We start from the raw sequence: 13,771 nt of genomic DNA, 5'->3' as shown, positions 1-13,771 counted from the left end.
CCTCACCACCTGTTTTGGGGACGGGTGGTTATAGACTCCGACTTTACCTTTTTCAAGGGCCAATTCAGCCCTTTCCCCTTGCTTTTTGGGACATTGAGCCGCCATTGTGCGCAGGCACCACTTTTTCAGACCTAATCCATCATCGCGCATTTTGCCATCTGACTGATCACATGTCGCAAATCACATCAATCATTTTGCCATTCTTTGCACTGATCGGCCTTGGCTGGATTGGCGGTAAGTTCAAGATCGTATCACCCGACGGGATGCGCGGCATCAACGGGTTTGTGTTCTATTTTGCGCTGCCCGCCCTGTTGTTCAAGGCACTTGCAACCCGAAGCCCGTCAGAGATTTGGCAGCCTGACATCATCCTCGCCTATGGCGGTGGTACTCTTGTGGTTTATGGCATTTCGCGGCTCATCGCCTCGCGCGTGTTCCATCTTGATACGGCCAGCCAGACGCTGTTTTCCTTTGCCGGAACCATGGGCAATGTCGGCTTCATGGGGCTTCCGCTGATCATCGGGCTGCTTGGCCCTCTGGCGACTGTGCCGCTGATTGTCGCGCTTGCAGTTGATTTGATTGTGATGTTGCCGCTCTCGCTTTTGTTGCTGGAAGGGACAAAGCACGCCAAGGGCAGCAATCCGACAGGCAAGATCATAAGAGGTACCCTGACGAACCCGGTTGTCCTTGCAATTATCATCGGTGTGCTTGCAAGTTTGCTTGATCTTGATTGGCCCGACGGCGTTGACTACTTGCTGGACTTGTTGGGGCAAAGTGCTGGCCCGGCGGCATTGTTTGCCATTGGCGTTGCGCTGGTTGGGCGACCGATTGCCGAAAAGCGCGCCGAACTTGCCACCATGTCGGTTGCCAAACTGATTGTGCATCCGATTGCGGTATTTATCGGGTTTTGGATTGTTGGCTCAGCAAGCGGACTTGAAACAAAGGCCGTCTTGTTACTGGCAGCTCTTCCGACAGCGGGAAATGTGTTCGTGATAGCAACGACCTATGACCGTTATATCGTGCGAAGTTCCTCGATCGTGCTGGTGACCACCGCACTTGGCGTGGTCAGCTTTTCTATCTTCTCGGTCTATATCGAGACGGTTGTCGGGTGGCTTGGCCATTGAAAGGGCCATAGCGGCCTGAGATCAGAAAGAATGGCCAAAACACAATTAGGCTCTCAGCCGCAGTCAGATTGCTGTCTTGATGGTATGCGCCCGACCGATCCATTTTTCGATTCGGCTCATCAGTTTTTCGCGATTGATCGGTTTCAGGACGAAATCATTGCCGCCGGCGGCAACACCACCCCGCAGATCCTCTTCACCCTGTCGCGCCGTGACATAAATGATTGCACAGGCCAGATCGGGGAACTGGGTCCGGACATTGATCGCGGTCTCGAACCCGTTCATGTCAGGCATCATGATATCCATCAGGATGATGCGCGGACGTTTGGTCTTGAGAAGTTTAAGAAGATCCTTGCCAGAGGAAACACCCTGAAACGTGAACCCGCCGCTTTCGACGATTCGTTTCAGAAGAACCAGACTTTTGGGGTCATCATCGACGCCCACGATCAAAAGATCATTTCCGACTGGCATGGCATTCCCTCTTTGGCTTGAACCTTGGGGTAAAAAGGCAAAACGCCGCGTCTTAACGCGGCGCCAGTACCATAATCATAACACGGCCTTCCATCTTTGGCATCATCTCCGGTTTTGCGAGGTCCTCAAGGTCCCCCGAAAAACGCTGAAGCATGCCAAGACCGAGGTCCTGGTGAGCCATCTCACGTCCGCGGAAACGCAACGTGACTTTCACCTTGTCTCCACCGCCAAGAAACTTCTGCGCAGCACGCAGTTTGACGTTGTAGTCATGGATATCGATGTTCGGACGGAGTTTGATCTCCTTGACCTCGATAACCTTCTGTTTCTTTTTGGCCTCGTTCTGCTTCTTGCTTTGTTCGTATTTGAACTTGCCGTAATCAATCAGCTTGCAAACTGGCGGCTCGGCATTCGGAGCGACTTCGACAAGATCAAGTCCAGCTTCCGCTGCCATTTCAATGCCTTCACGCACCGTCATCGGGTCGGACATGTTGCCTTCAGAGTCAACAACACAGATGGAACGGGCTTTGATATCCTCATTGACGCGCGGACCTTCCTTGGTCGGCTGCATCGGTTTGCGTGGTCGTGCTATGGATAATCTCCTATGGTCATCAAACAAATCGGTTAGAAACAGAAAAACACGCAAGGACGTTCAGGGATGTTTTCCTTGAAACCTGACCTAGCATATCCACGTGCGTTCAGAAAGCAATGATTTTAGGCAATTACAGCGCCCTCAAAGCGCCATTTTCCGCGCCTTTGTCCGAGATCGCCAAATCAAACAAATCCTGCAATCCTAGTCGGTGAGATCAAGGCGCTCACGAATGACATCCATCACCCGGTTTACCGTCAATTCTCGCAGATCACTCTCGCGTATAATACTGACTGCATTAGGAGCGTGCCCGCGGGGTGCACAGCGCTTTGGATCGGACTCACGTGAAAACAAAACCACTGACGGTGCACCGGCCGCGGCGGCGATATGCATCGGACCGGTATCATTGCCGATTGCCAGAACCGAACGCGCTGCAAGCGATGCAATATCAAGAAACCCGGTACGCCCCATCAGATTGCGTGCCTTGGGGCACATCTGATCAATCCGGTTCAGAACATCTGCTTCACTATCGGTTCCGATCAGAACCGGGGTCAACCGATAGTCTGCCAGTTTCTTGGCAAGAAGACCGAACCGCTCAGCCGGCCAGCGTTTCGCCGGACGGTGTGGTGCGCCACCTGGGCAGATCAGAACAAACGGGCTTCGAATGCCAAATCGGTCTAGGTCTATATCGGGCCCTGAAATGTATGGTGCTGGAACATCCTTGATACCGGCATCAGCGAGCTGGTCCGCATGCCGATCAATCGTATGCATATTTGAGCGCTCAGGATTGGCATGTGGATGAGAGCACCCACTCGCAATCCCTGACCATTCCGGCTTGGGTCCTGGCCAAAACAGTTTATAATAAAAGCCGGTCCGGTCGGACGTCTGCAGATCATAAACCCGGTCAAAATTACCGTTCCGAAGAAAGCGTCGCAGCGCCAAGACTTCACGCACTTGAATCAGTTTTGGGCGACGGTCGATAGCGATCGAATCAAAAAATCCGCTGGCCTTCATCAGATCAACATAAGGCCGCGTGGTCAGCACCGTGATATGCGCATCTGGATGGGCGGCACGGATGGCCGCAAACGGACCCATCGCCAAGACAACGTCGCCAAGCGCAGAAAGTTTGATGACAAGTATGCGTTTGCGCTTGGACTCTTCCGTCCCTTCCACAGGCTGTTCATCAACCCAGAAATCATCAGGATTCACGGACATGCTTTCGGTTTTATTGTCGGTCATGCGGCGTTCCCGATGACCCGTTTCAGCGCCTTGGCATAGACATTTAGTGTCCGCTCAGCCATTTGTTCCAAAGAGAATTCTGCAATCACATGATCCCGTCCCTTTATCGCCAACTTGGCGCGCTTTTCAGGTGTCAGGCTAAGAACCTGAACCAAAGCACGGGACAGTTGATCAACCTTGCCTGGACTTACGAGCCAACCAGTTTCGCCGGGCAGTACAGTTTCCATCGCCCCGCCATGCGCCGTAGAAACAACTGGCCGCCCCATTGCCTGCGCTTCAGAGGGGATACGACCAAAAGCCTCCGGCTGAGTTGACGGACAGGCCACGACATCAGCAAGCATGTATGCTGCTGGCATATCGTTGCAGTGGTCTACAATGTGCACAACATCCTCAAGACCCAGCTTATGCGTGATCTGCAAGACCTCTTCGCGATAGCCTGTGCGGCCCTGATCGGATCCAACAATCAAACAGCGAACCTTCCGGTGTCCAAGTGCCTCAAGAACGGCCGGCAGTGCCTTTATCAGGAAACCATGCCCCTTCCAGCGCGTGATACGCCCCGGCAACATGATGACATATTCCTCACCATTCAAACGCCATTGGTTGGAAAGCGCAATCAGGCGTTCCTGACTGACATTTTCCGGATTGAACAAATCAACATTCGTCCCACGCGGGACGATATTGAGACGATCCGGATCGACCTTGTAATATTTGTTGATGTGATTGGCGATGTGCTTGGAAATCGCAATCACCTGATCACCCATGGTCATGATCGCGTTATAGCGACGCTTGAACGGGTTGTTGTATCCTGAATAGGTGCCGTGGAAGGTCGTCACAAACGGAATGCCGGTCTTGCGCGCCGCAAAATACGCACTCCAGGCCGGGGCACGCGATCGGGCATGAATGATATCAACACCCTCTTCACGGATCAGCTTGACCAAAGCATCGATATTCTTGCGCATGGTCAGAATATTCTTTGATTTAAGCGGCAGGGTGATGTGCTTGGCACCAAACCGATCAAGTTCGCGTTCGAGCCGACCGCCTTGGGATGCGACAAGTGCCTTGCCACCGCCATCGACAATAGCGCGCGCGATATCAACCGTGCCGCGCTCCACACCACCTGCATCAAGTTCGGGAAGCACCTGTAAAATAACGGCAGGCCGATAGTCCCCACCTTGCGCTTGGGGCTCTGATCGATAGACTGTTTCTGTCATTACTTCTGACGCGCTCATGCAACTCCAACCATCAACACCCAAGGACATACGCCCCGGATGACCCATGACCTGCCAACGCCACAGCCTGAAAAGCCCGAATATCTCAACCGTCCAGATGGTTTAAAAATCGCATACCATCACGTGCCGGGCAAGCCATCTGACGTACAGGTGCACAATACACCCGGTGTAATGTTTCTCGGCGGGTTCATGTCAGACATGACCGGCACCAAGGCAACCCACCTTGAGGCGCACTGCATTCGGCAGGGGGTGGCTTATACCCGCTTTGATTACACTGGTCACGGACAATCGTCGGGCAAATTTGCCGATGGCACCATCGGTCAGTGGGCACGTGATGCCATTGCAGTTCTTGATGAAATCACCTCCGGCCCACAGATTCTTGTCGGTTCTTCGATGGGCGGCTGGATCATGCTTCTCGCAGCCCTCGCCCGACCGGAACGCATTGCCGGATTGGTTGGCATCGCCGCTGCTCCTGACTTTACCGAAGACCTGATGTGGGCGCAGTTCAGCGAAGAACAGAAAAACACGATTATGGATGAAGGAGCGCTGATCGAACCGACCGAATACGGTGATGATCCTTATACGATCACTCGCGATCTGATTGAGGATGGCCGCAATCAGCTTTTATTGCGCAAGCGGATTGATCTGAAATGCCCGGTCCAGCTGGTTCAGGGTATGCAGGACCCGGATGTGCCATGGCAGACAGCGATCCGCCTGACCGAGGCGCTGGTATCTGAGGATGTCCGCGTGGATTTGATCAAGACCGGCGATCATCGGCTTTCGAAGCCAGATCAGCTTGACGTGATCACCAAGCATATCGACGAAGTGATCGCAAAGACGGTAAGGTAAGTCGCCGTCTTTGCATCAATTTCGGGTACGGCAGACGATCAGGCCAGAACGACCTGATCGCCTTTTATTTTCACCGCAACCGGTTCAAGCGCATCGCCCGTGCACGGACCTGAAACGCATTCGCCATCCTCGATGCGAAAGCGTGCGCCATGAGTTGAACAGATGATTTCATCGCCAAAGTCGCTGATGAATTCATCCGGTTCCATATCCAACGGCACACCGATATGCGGGCAGCTGTTGATATAGCCAAAGACCTCGTCACCACTGCGGACAACGAAAATACCGGTACCACCGAGATTAAGACCCTTGGCACCAGTAGCATCGAGATCGCTGAGCGCACAAAGCACCGTGCCGGGCGCAGGCAAATCACTCATGGATCGACCCCGCCCATCTCGCAGATCGCCGCCCAAGACGCGTCATCAATCGGCATGACAGACAATCGTGATTGTTTGAGCAGGGCGAGATCGGCAAAGCGCGGATCAGCCTTGATATCGGCAAGGTTCACTGGCGTTTTCAACGGTTTGACCGTTTCGAAATCAACCTGAACAAACTTGCCCTTTTCGTCGGTCGGATCCGGGTAATATTCGCGCACCACTTTAACAATCCCGACAATGCGTTTTTCATTCACCGAGTGATAAAAGAACGCCTTGTCGCCGATTTTCATCGCGCGCAGGTTCTTCGCTGCCTGATGGTTACGCACACCATCCCAGCCTTCGACACCCTTCTTGACCTGATCGTCCCACGACCAGCTTCCCGGTTCGGTTTTGACCAGCCAATACGCCATGGATCAGAAGACCTTCTTGAACGGACGAATAACAACGGATTCGAACAGGCCAGCCTTGGAATAAGGATCATTGGCAGCAAATTCGCGCGCATCTTCGATGGCATCAAACTCGATGATAAAGACCGAGCCGTTCATGCCTTCCATGTCGGGATCAAGGGTCGGACCAGCTGCGACAATGCGATCAGCAAAACCGCCTTTGATATAGGCCAGATGGTCTTCGCGATTGGCCTTGCGCACATCAAGGTGGCCGGGCTTGTCAACACAACGGATGTAGAAATGCATGAACGGTTTCCTGCTTCTTTATGGGTTCAATATCCATAAATTGACAGAAGCCCCGCGCATTCTCAAGCCGAACTGCGCGGTCAACAACCACAAGGCCAGAATTTAATCGGCGTTTTCAAGCTCATCACGGAACGGGCGCTGCAACAGGGCATTGATCGTGCTACGCAGATCCGCATCGTGATTGGCGACCTGATCAACCGCCGCACAGATCGGCATTTCCACACCATATTTGCTGGCGACGGCGGTGATGGATGCCGCGGTATGCACGCCTTCGGTCACGGACCGGCGTTCGGCCAGAATGTCCTGTGCCTTGCGGCCTTCGCCCAGCGCAACACCAAAGGTGTAATTGCGTGATAACGTCCCGGTACAGGTCAGGGTCAAGTCACCAAGGCCGGCCAAGCCCAGCATGGTTTCAACCCGGCCACCCATGGCAACCGCCAGACGCGACATTTCGGCAATACCACGGGTAATCAGGGCTGCACGAGCGTTATCACCCAATTTCAGTCCGGCCACCACGCCACTGGCAATCGCCAGAACGTTCTTGATCGCACCAGCCACCTCAACACCAGCGACATCGGTACTGAAATAGGGACGGAATTCCGGCGTGCCGATCAACTCGACCAGGCGTTTACCCAGGGCACGATCTTCACAGGCCAGCGTGATTGCGGCTGGCAGGCCGATTGCAACCTCCTTGGCAAAAGTCGGCCCCGAAAGGACCGCCACCGGCACGTTTCCAAGGGTTTCAGAAACGACCTGTGCCATCAGCGCACCAGTTTCCTTTTCAATCCCCTTGCAGCAAATTACCGCCGGAAGCTGATCTGGCCAATGCGATGACAATTTGATCAGGGTTTCGCGCAAATGCTGCGCAGGTGTCACCAGCAAAACCGCATCAGAATCACGCAGGCCTTCGTAATGTGTGGTTGCGCGCAAGGCTCCCGGAAGCTCGACACCCGGCAGGTAAAGATCGTTCTCACCTTTGGTGTTGATCCGGTCGGCCAGTTCTTCGTTGCGCAAAATCAGTTCAACGTCTTCACCGGCCCGCACAGCCTGAACAGCCAGAGCCGTTCCCCAAGCACCGCCACCCACAACTGTAATGCGCTTTTTCATGATGTTTGTCCGGCAAAAATGAAGTTGTTTCGAGGATCGGCAAATACGTCAAACACGCTGGATGGGCCTTACGCCTTGACCCCGGCACCCGGGCGTTTGGGGGCCTCAGGATCCAGTGGCCAGCGCGGACGCGGCTTGAAATCAAGATCATCGCGCTCACCCAAACGAAACCGCTCCAGACCGGCCCATGCAATCATCGCTGCATTGTCGGTGCAAAGATGAAGCGGCGGTGCGACCAGTTCCATCCCGGCCTGATCGGTCAGTTCCACAAGACGCCCACGCAGATACTTGTTGGCCGCAACCCCACCGGCAAGCACCAGCGTTTTGCCACCGGGGTAATCGCGCATGAATTCAAACACGGCATTGCGCGCGCGATCAATCAGGGTATCACCCACCGCGCGCTGGAAAGATGCGGCAAGGTCGGCTTTGACCTCATCTGTTTGTTGTTCGACCGGAAAGCCATCAAGATAAGTCCGAACAGCTGTCTTTAGACCCGAGAAGGAGAAATCGCACCCCGGCCTTCCACGTAATGGGCGCGGCAAACCGAACCGGTTCGGATCACCCTTGGCGGCAATCTTTTCAAGCGCCGGACCACCGGGATAACCAAGCCCCATCATCTTGGCGGTTTTGTCAAACGCCTCGCCGACCGCGTCATCAATGGTGGTGCCGATGCGCTTGTATTTGCCAACACCCTCGACAATCAGGACCTGACAATGACCACCGGACACCAGCAACAGCAGATAGGGAAATGCGACGTCGTCGGTCAAACGCACAGTCAGCGCGTGACCTTCCAGATGATTGACGGCAAGGAACGGTTTTTGGGCGGCAAAGGCAATCGCCTTGGCCGTCATGGTACCAACCATCACGCCACCGATCAGCCCCGGCCCCCCGGTGCAGGCAACGGCATCAAGATCATCAAAATCAACACCGGCATCATCCATGGCCTCGGCCACCAGACGATCAAGATGTTCAAGGTGGGCACGTGCCGCAATTTCCGGCACCACCCCGCCATAGGGTCGATGATCGTCAAGCTGGGACAACACACGGTTTGCCAGAATTTCGCGCTTGTCGTTCACGACAGCAGCGGCCGTTTCATCACAGCTTGTTTCGATACCCAGAACGATCATGATCCTGATCCGTTTTACCAACTCTGCCGACACGGACGGCAATCGGAATCCTATTACAGGTGTGACGATGATGTAGCGGAAAGTTCCTGCGCTTTCCACCCCCGTGCAGCGCAAGTGCCATATGCAGTTATCGCGCTTCACCAAGGCAGCGAAGATTTTGAACCGCGACCTAAATCAATGCAGCCCAGTTTCGAGCGATTACAATAACCGAAAATTCAGCCTTTTGCCGGTGGTAATAGGCTGCCCGCAGACCTTGTTTTTAAACAGTTTTAAGACTAAGACTTCACTCATGACAGATACAGCAAAACTTCGCATCGGTACCCGCGGTTCGCCCCTCGCTTTGGCACAGGCGCATGAGGTCCGTGACAAACTGGCAAATGCCCATCCGGAACTTGCCGAAGAAGGCGCAATTGCCGTCACCGTGATCACCACAACCGGCGACAAGATCCTGGATCGTGCCTTGTCGGAAATCGGCGGCAAGGGACTGTTTACCAAGGAAATCGATGATGCCCTTCTGGGTGGCGAGATCGACCTTGCTGTTCACAGCATGAAGGATGTGCCAACTGTTCTGCCCGATGGCATGATCCTGCCAACCATTTTGCCACGCGAAGATGTTCGTGATGCATTTATTTCGCTGAAATATAAAAGCTTTGCCGAAATGCCCGCCGGGTCCGTGATCGGATCGGCCAGCCTTCGTCGTCAGGCCATGATCCTGAACAAATATCCCGACCTCAAGGTCGTGACATTCCGCGGGAATGTGCAAACCCGTTTGCGCAAACTCAGCGAAGAACAGGTTGATGCCACGCTTCTGGCAATGGCGGGCCTGAACCGTTTGGGGCAGCCTGACATCGCCACAGCCCCGATTTCAGAAGACGATATGTTGCCAGCGGTTGCGCAAGGCGCCATCGGCATTACCGTCCGCGAAGATGATGCACAGTGCAAAAACTGGCTTGCTGCACTTCATTGCGAAACCTCTGCCATTCGCGTGGCAGCAGAACGTGCAGCGCTTAAGGCACTTGATGGATCATGCCGCACCCCGATTGCAGCACTGGCCGAGTTTCAGGATGATGGCAGCCTGCGCCTGCGTGTATCGATTGTGCGCCCGGACGGCAGCGAACGCCTTGATACCGAGCGCATGATCGCCAAACCGGATATCGCAACAGCGATGGCGGCTGGCACGGACGCCGGTGAAGAACTCAAGCAACGTGGCGGACCGGACTTCATTTCCGCCTGATCTTGGTAACAGACTGGGACGCAGATGGGACCCTTGGTGCTAAATACCCGGCCCGATACCGACTCTGCCGACCTTTTGGCAGCACTTGATAAGCGCGGCTATCGTCACCTGTCGGCGCCAATGCTGAATATTACCTTTCCGGTGCCGACAAGCCCGCTTGATATCAAGAAATACCAAGCAGTAATTTTCACATCGGCGAACGGGGCCCGGGCATTTGCCAAACTGACCGGGGATCGGTCGCTTCCGGCCTATTGTGTTGGCGACGCGACAGCCAGAACGTGCGCCACATTTGGCTTTGATGATGTTTGTTCGGCAAATGGTGACATCAACGATCTGGCAGCGTTAATTCGCAAAAAAGTTGATCCCGCACATGGACCACTATTCCATCCAGCCGCGCGTAAAACGGCGGGTGATCTTGGCCAGATGCTTTTGGCTGATGGATATGACGTCGATCGGCAAACCGTTTATGAAGCACGCGAAAGCAATTCGTTCCCAGAAGACGTTTTAGAGGCGCTTCGCAATCATCATATTGAAGCTGTTTTATTTTTCTCTCCCCGCACTGCGGAAACCTTTGTTAAGCTGGTCCGCAGCTATAAGCTGGAAAGAGACTTTTCCGGAACAAGCGCGATTTGCCTAAGTCCGGCGGTGCAATCGAAGATATCCGATCTTACATGGTATAGAACACGCGTTGCATCACAACCGACACAAGAATACCTTCTTTCCGAGCTAGGGTCCCTGTCGTAATGGCTTCCTGCGCCTGACGCCGTCTTGGGAATAACCGCAAACTGCAATGGTCTGATCGTGAAAACACCAGAAACGCCAAAAACCAATGCTTCCGCAAAATCGGCCGACACCAAAGAGTCGTCCGACACCATTTCCGTAGATAGCAAAGGCAATGCGAAATCGTCGGCCAAAGCGGCCGATACCGGCACAAATGCCAAATCCAGCGTGCCAAACTCAGGTACGGTCAAATCTGGTGACACCACCGCGAAAAAGGACGGCAGCCCTGCGGACAAAACCGCAAGCAGCACAACTACCGCAGCAACTGGCACGTCAAAATCCGACACCAAACCCGGTGACGATAAAAAGTCATCGGCAGCGAAATCGAGCGCGCCCGCAAAACAGAAAAGCGGCGGTGGCAAAGCGCTGTTTTTGTTTGTGATCATTATCGTCGGTGCCCTGGCAGCAGGCTGGCTGACACGCGCAATCTGGTGGCGCGATGCAGAACCGGTTCTGACCCAGTATGTACCAAGCGACATTCTTGCCGAAATCGCACCTGAGGGCTACGGCCCGGATGCGACCAATGGCAGCGAGATTACAGTCAACAACACCCCGTCAGACAATGGTTCATCTGATGGTACAACGCCTCCGGCCCCCAACGAAGATGCCGCCATGGCCGAAAAGGATGACGGCGTGTTGGCGACCGAGGGGATGCTTCCGACTGTTACGGATGAAAGCGCCTCGACCGCGAACTCCCAGCCCATCCCGGATGGATCTGTTGTCATTGATCCGGACCTGACCGAACGCCTGTCGCGTTTGGAAGGGACGATTGATGCTCTGCGCGAACGTCTGAACAACGAACGCGGCGATACGCTGAACAACACGGTTGCACGTCGCATGGCAGAGATCGAAACCCGTACCGCCCCGATTGAGGAGCTGGCACGGGTCGAAAGCGAACTGGCTGGTGTTGCCAATGAAATGCGCGAGCTGTCTGCCCGCCTGTCGACCATGGAGGAAGAAATCCGCGCGACCAGCGGCCTGCGGGTTGAAAGCCGCGGTCAGGCCATTGCCATGGCCGTGACCATTCTGCGTGATGCCCTTCAGCGTGGCGGCCCGTTTGTCATTGCGCTGAACCAGCTTGAACGTAGTGCAGGCGATGACGCAGTCATTGCAGAACAGATCGCAACCCTGAAACCGTTGGCAGATCAAGGTGCACCGACCCTTGAAAAACTGCGTCAGTCTTTCCCGGTGATGGCACAGGAAGCAGTTGCGGCCGCCACCGATGATCATTCGGGCAGTGTCCTTGATGCAACTTGGGCGAACATCAAAAAGCTGGTCCCGATCCGGCGTGTTGATGCCGCAGGCGAAGAGTCGCTTGAAGGTCGTCTGGTTCTGGCGGAAAACGCGTTGGCGCAGGATGATCTTGATGCCGCTGTTGCCGCCCTTCAGGGTATAGAAGGCGATCACGCTGCGGCCGCGGTAAGTGACTGGCTTGAGGCTGCCGAAAACCGTCAGACCCTTAATCAGGCAATTGCGACTCTGAGTTCACACGCGATTACCATTCTGACCAGTACCAGTTCGGAGGGCAGTCAATGATCCGCCTTCTGATATTTATCCTTATTACGGCAGCACTGGTTTTCTGCACCGTCTGGTTTGCCGATAATCCGGGCCGCATGACGATTGTCTGGCTAGGATATCGCTTTGATGGATCGATCGGCATGGTCGCGCTGGGCCTTTTGGCGCTAACCGCCGTGCTCGTCCTGCTGTGGCGCGGCTGGACAATCATTGCCAATTCGCCGGGCTGGCTTGGCCGTCTGCTGGGCAGCCGCCGCCGCAAGAAAGGCCAGCAAGCCCTGACCATGGGATTGCTGGAACTGGCGTCAGGAGACGTGCGCCAGGCGCTGAAACATACCCGTGCGGTCGACCGGTATCTTGAAGACGATACCCTGACCCGGCTTTTGACAGCACAGGCGGCAGAATTGGACGGCAATAATGACGCCGCCAAGCGCCAGTTTGAAGCCATGCTGGAAAAACCCGACTCCGCATTCTTTGGGCTGAGGGGCCTTTTGCAATTGGCGTTGAAGTCCAATGACCGCGAAGCCGCCCTTGATTATGCCGAACGGGCACACCGTCTGCGTCCACGCAATCCGGCGGTCATCGTTACACTGTTTGACTTGCTGCTGACCTCAAGACGCTGGGACCGGGCGCTTAGCCTGTTGGTTGATGCAGAAAAGGCCGCCGTCTTTAGCGAAAACGAACTGACACATCGCCGGGCGCTTTTGATCACGGCCAAGGCAGAAGACGCGATTGCCGAGGGCGAAAACGCAGAAGCCACCAAGCTTTTGCGCAAGGCGCTGAATTCTGCACCCGATTTCACCGGTGCGGCAGTGCTTCTGGCCGGGCTCTATCGTGATCTGAAACAGGATAGCAAGGCACGCGACGTTGTGATGCAAAGCTGGCGCACAGCCCCGTCGGCGGCATTGGGTGCGATTTTCCGTGAAACGCTGACCGGCGATCCGTTGGCAAAAGTCAAAGCGGTCGAAAAACTCGTCGCGACCAACCCCGGTCATGTCGAAAGCCAGATTGTTCTGGCCGAAGCAGCGCTTGAAGCCGATCTTTGGGGTATTGCGCGCGGCAACCTTGAAAAGGCCAAGGCCACCAAGGCCGAAGCCCGGCATTACCGGCTGTTGGCCGATCTTGAATTGCGTGAAAATCAGGATGGCGCGAAGGCCCGTGAGTTGCTGATCAAGGCAAGCCACGCCAACCCGGATCCGGATTGGCGTTGCGGGGCCTGTGGAGCCGAAACTGACCGCTGGGTTGTTTCCTGCCCGTCCTGTCATTCGTTTGGCAGTGTCGACTGGCGCGCACCGCTTCGTGTTCATCAAGATGACGCCGCCAAGGAAACCGCAAAACCGGAAACCGCAAAACCATCTGCGATTACACAAACTGGCGTCCTGATTGATCAGGATACAGACTCGGATGACGCCAAAGATGGCAAGGCAACCGTCCAAGCCTGATGTTTCGT

The 13,771-nt window shown here is 54.9% G+C and carries 15 protein-coding genes; 6 read left to right on the top strand and 9 right to left on the bottom strand.

The annotated features are described in order from the left end of the window. The first annotated feature begins 170 nt into the window (after nucleotides 1-170). Complete coding sequence (locus WBY09_RS02645) at nucleotides 171-1,121, top strand: AEC family transporter (RefSeq protein ID WP_197146211.1); 951 nt, start codon at nucleotides 171-173, stop codon at nucleotides 1,119-1,121. 63 nt (nucleotides 1,122-1,184) lie between these two features. On the opposite strand, the gene WBY09_RS02640 is transcribed toward WBY09_RS02645, so the two are convergent. The 4 genes from WBY09_RS02640 to WBY09_RS02625 form a co-directional block, all read right to left on the bottom strand. Continuing rightward, complete coding sequence (locus WBY09_RS02640; RefSeq protein WP_008888577.1) at nucleotides 1,185-1,589, bottom strand: response regulator; 405 nt, start codon at nucleotides 1,587-1,589, stop codon at nucleotides 1,185-1,187. 52 nt (nucleotides 1,590-1,641) lie between these two features. After that, nucleotides 1,642-2,157, bottom strand: a complete 516-nt coding sequence (infC, locus tag WBY09_RS02635) for a translation initiation factor IF-3 (protein ID WP_008888578.1) — start codon at nucleotides 2,155-2,157, stop codon at nucleotides 1,642-1,644. A 222-nt stretch (nucleotides 2,158-2,379) separates the two neighbouring features. Further along, nucleotides 2,380-3,414: a glycosyltransferase family 9 protein gene (locus tag WBY09_RS02630; RefSeq protein ID WP_371810682.1), complete on the bottom strand. Its 1,035-nt coding sequence runs from the start codon at nucleotides 3,412-3,414 to the stop codon at nucleotides 2,380-2,382. Beyond that, on the bottom strand, nucleotides 3,411-4,625 hold the full coding sequence (locus WBY09_RS02625) for a glycosyltransferase family 4 protein (protein WP_197147746.1): 1,215 nt from the start codon (nucleotides 4,623-4,625) through the stop codon (nucleotides 3,411-3,413). The genes WBY09_RS02630 and WBY09_RS02625 overlap by 4 nt, the downstream gene beginning before the upstream one ends. 57 nt (nucleotides 4,626-4,682) lie before the next feature. Between WBY09_RS02625 and WBY09_RS02620 the strand changes: the two genes are divergently transcribed. Further along, nucleotides 4,683-5,492 carry an alpha/beta hydrolase gene (locus WBY09_RS02620; RefSeq protein ID WP_336231898.1) on the top strand — a complete coding sequence of 270 codons (810 nt, stop codon included), beginning with the start codon at nucleotides 4,683-4,685 and terminating at the stop codon, nucleotides 5,490-5,492. A 38-nt stretch (nucleotides 5,493-5,530) separates the two neighbouring features. Here WBY09_RS02620 and WBY09_RS02615 read toward each other — a convergent pair whose 3' ends face one another. The 5 genes from WBY09_RS02615 to tsaD all read right to left on the bottom strand — a co-directional run bounded on the left by WBY09_RS02615 (nucleotide 5,531) and on the right by tsaD (nucleotide 8,792). After that, nucleotides 5,531-5,866 carry a Rieske (2Fe-2S) protein gene (locus WBY09_RS02615; RefSeq protein ID WP_197146212.1) on the bottom strand — a complete coding sequence of 112 codons (336 nt, stop codon included), beginning with the start codon at nucleotides 5,864-5,866 and terminating at the stop codon, nucleotides 5,531-5,533. Then, nucleotides 5,863-6,276 carry an EVE domain-containing protein gene (locus WBY09_RS02610; protein ID WP_336231897.1) on the bottom strand — a complete coding sequence of 138 codons (414 nt, stop codon included), beginning with the start codon at nucleotides 6,274-6,276 and terminating at the stop codon, nucleotides 5,863-5,865. The genes WBY09_RS02615 and WBY09_RS02610 overlap by 4 nt, the downstream gene beginning before the upstream one ends. Nucleotides 6,277-6,279: 3 nt before the next feature. After that, nucleotides 6,280-6,558 (bottom strand): YciI family protein, encoded by a 279-nt coding sequence (locus WBY09_RS02605; RefSeq protein ID WP_197146214.1) that lies wholly within the window; start codon nucleotides 6,556-6,558, stop codon nucleotides 6,280-6,282. 102 nt (nucleotides 6,559-6,660) lie between these two features. Further along, a complete protein-coding gene (locus WBY09_RS02600) occupies nucleotides 6,661-7,665 on the bottom strand; it encodes an NAD(P)H-dependent glycerol-3-phosphate dehydrogenase (RefSeq protein ID WP_197146215.1) in 1,005 nt (334 codons plus the stop codon). Nucleotides 7,666-7,733: 68 nt separating this feature from the next. Then, nucleotides 7,734-8,792 (bottom strand): tRNA (adenosine(37)-N6)-threonylcarbamoyltransferase complex transferase subunit TsaD, encoded by a 1,059-nt coding sequence (gene tsaD / locus WBY09_RS02595; RefSeq protein ID WP_008888586.1) that lies wholly within the window; start codon nucleotides 8,790-8,792, stop codon nucleotides 7,734-7,736. A gap of 289 nt (nucleotides 8,793-9,081) precedes the next feature. On the opposite strand from tsaD, the gene hemC reads away from it, so the two are divergent. From hemC to WBY09_RS02575, 4 genes are read left to right on the top strand one after another with little or no spacing between them, the layout of a single operon-like run. After that, nucleotides 9,082-10,026, top strand: a complete 945-nt coding sequence (gene hemC, locus WBY09_RS02590; RefSeq protein ID WP_286792723.1) for a hydroxymethylbilane synthase — start codon at nucleotides 9,082-9,084, stop codon at nucleotides 10,024-10,026. Nucleotides 10,027-10,062: 36 nt separating this feature from the next. Next, nucleotides 10,063-10,770 (top strand): uroporphyrinogen-III synthase, encoded by a 708-nt coding sequence (locus tag WBY09_RS02585; RefSeq protein ID WP_286792722.1) that lies wholly within the window; start codon nucleotides 10,063-10,065, stop codon nucleotides 10,768-10,770. A 57-nt stretch (nucleotides 10,771-10,827) separates the two neighbouring features. Continuing rightward, on the top strand, nucleotides 10,828-12,342 hold the full coding sequence (locus WBY09_RS02580; protein ID WP_336231896.1) for a COG4223 family protein: 1,515 nt from the start codon (nucleotides 10,828-10,830) through the stop codon (nucleotides 12,340-12,342). After that, entirely contained in the window at nucleotides 12,339-13,763 is a 1,425-nt protein-coding gene (locus tag WBY09_RS02575; protein ID WP_286792720.1) for a heme biosynthesis protein HemY, read from the top strand. The genes WBY09_RS02580 and WBY09_RS02575 overlap by 4 nt, the downstream gene beginning before the upstream one ends. Nucleotides 13,764-13,771 lie beyond the last annotated feature (8 nt).

It is taken from the genome of Thalassospira sp. CH_XMU1458 (assembly GCF_037027205.1).
Classification (GTDB): domain Bacteria; phylum Pseudomonadota; class Alphaproteobacteria; order Rhodospirillales; family Thalassospiraceae; genus Thalassospira; species Thalassospira tepidiphila.
This window is presented reverse-complemented; position numbering and strand designations above follow the sequence as displayed.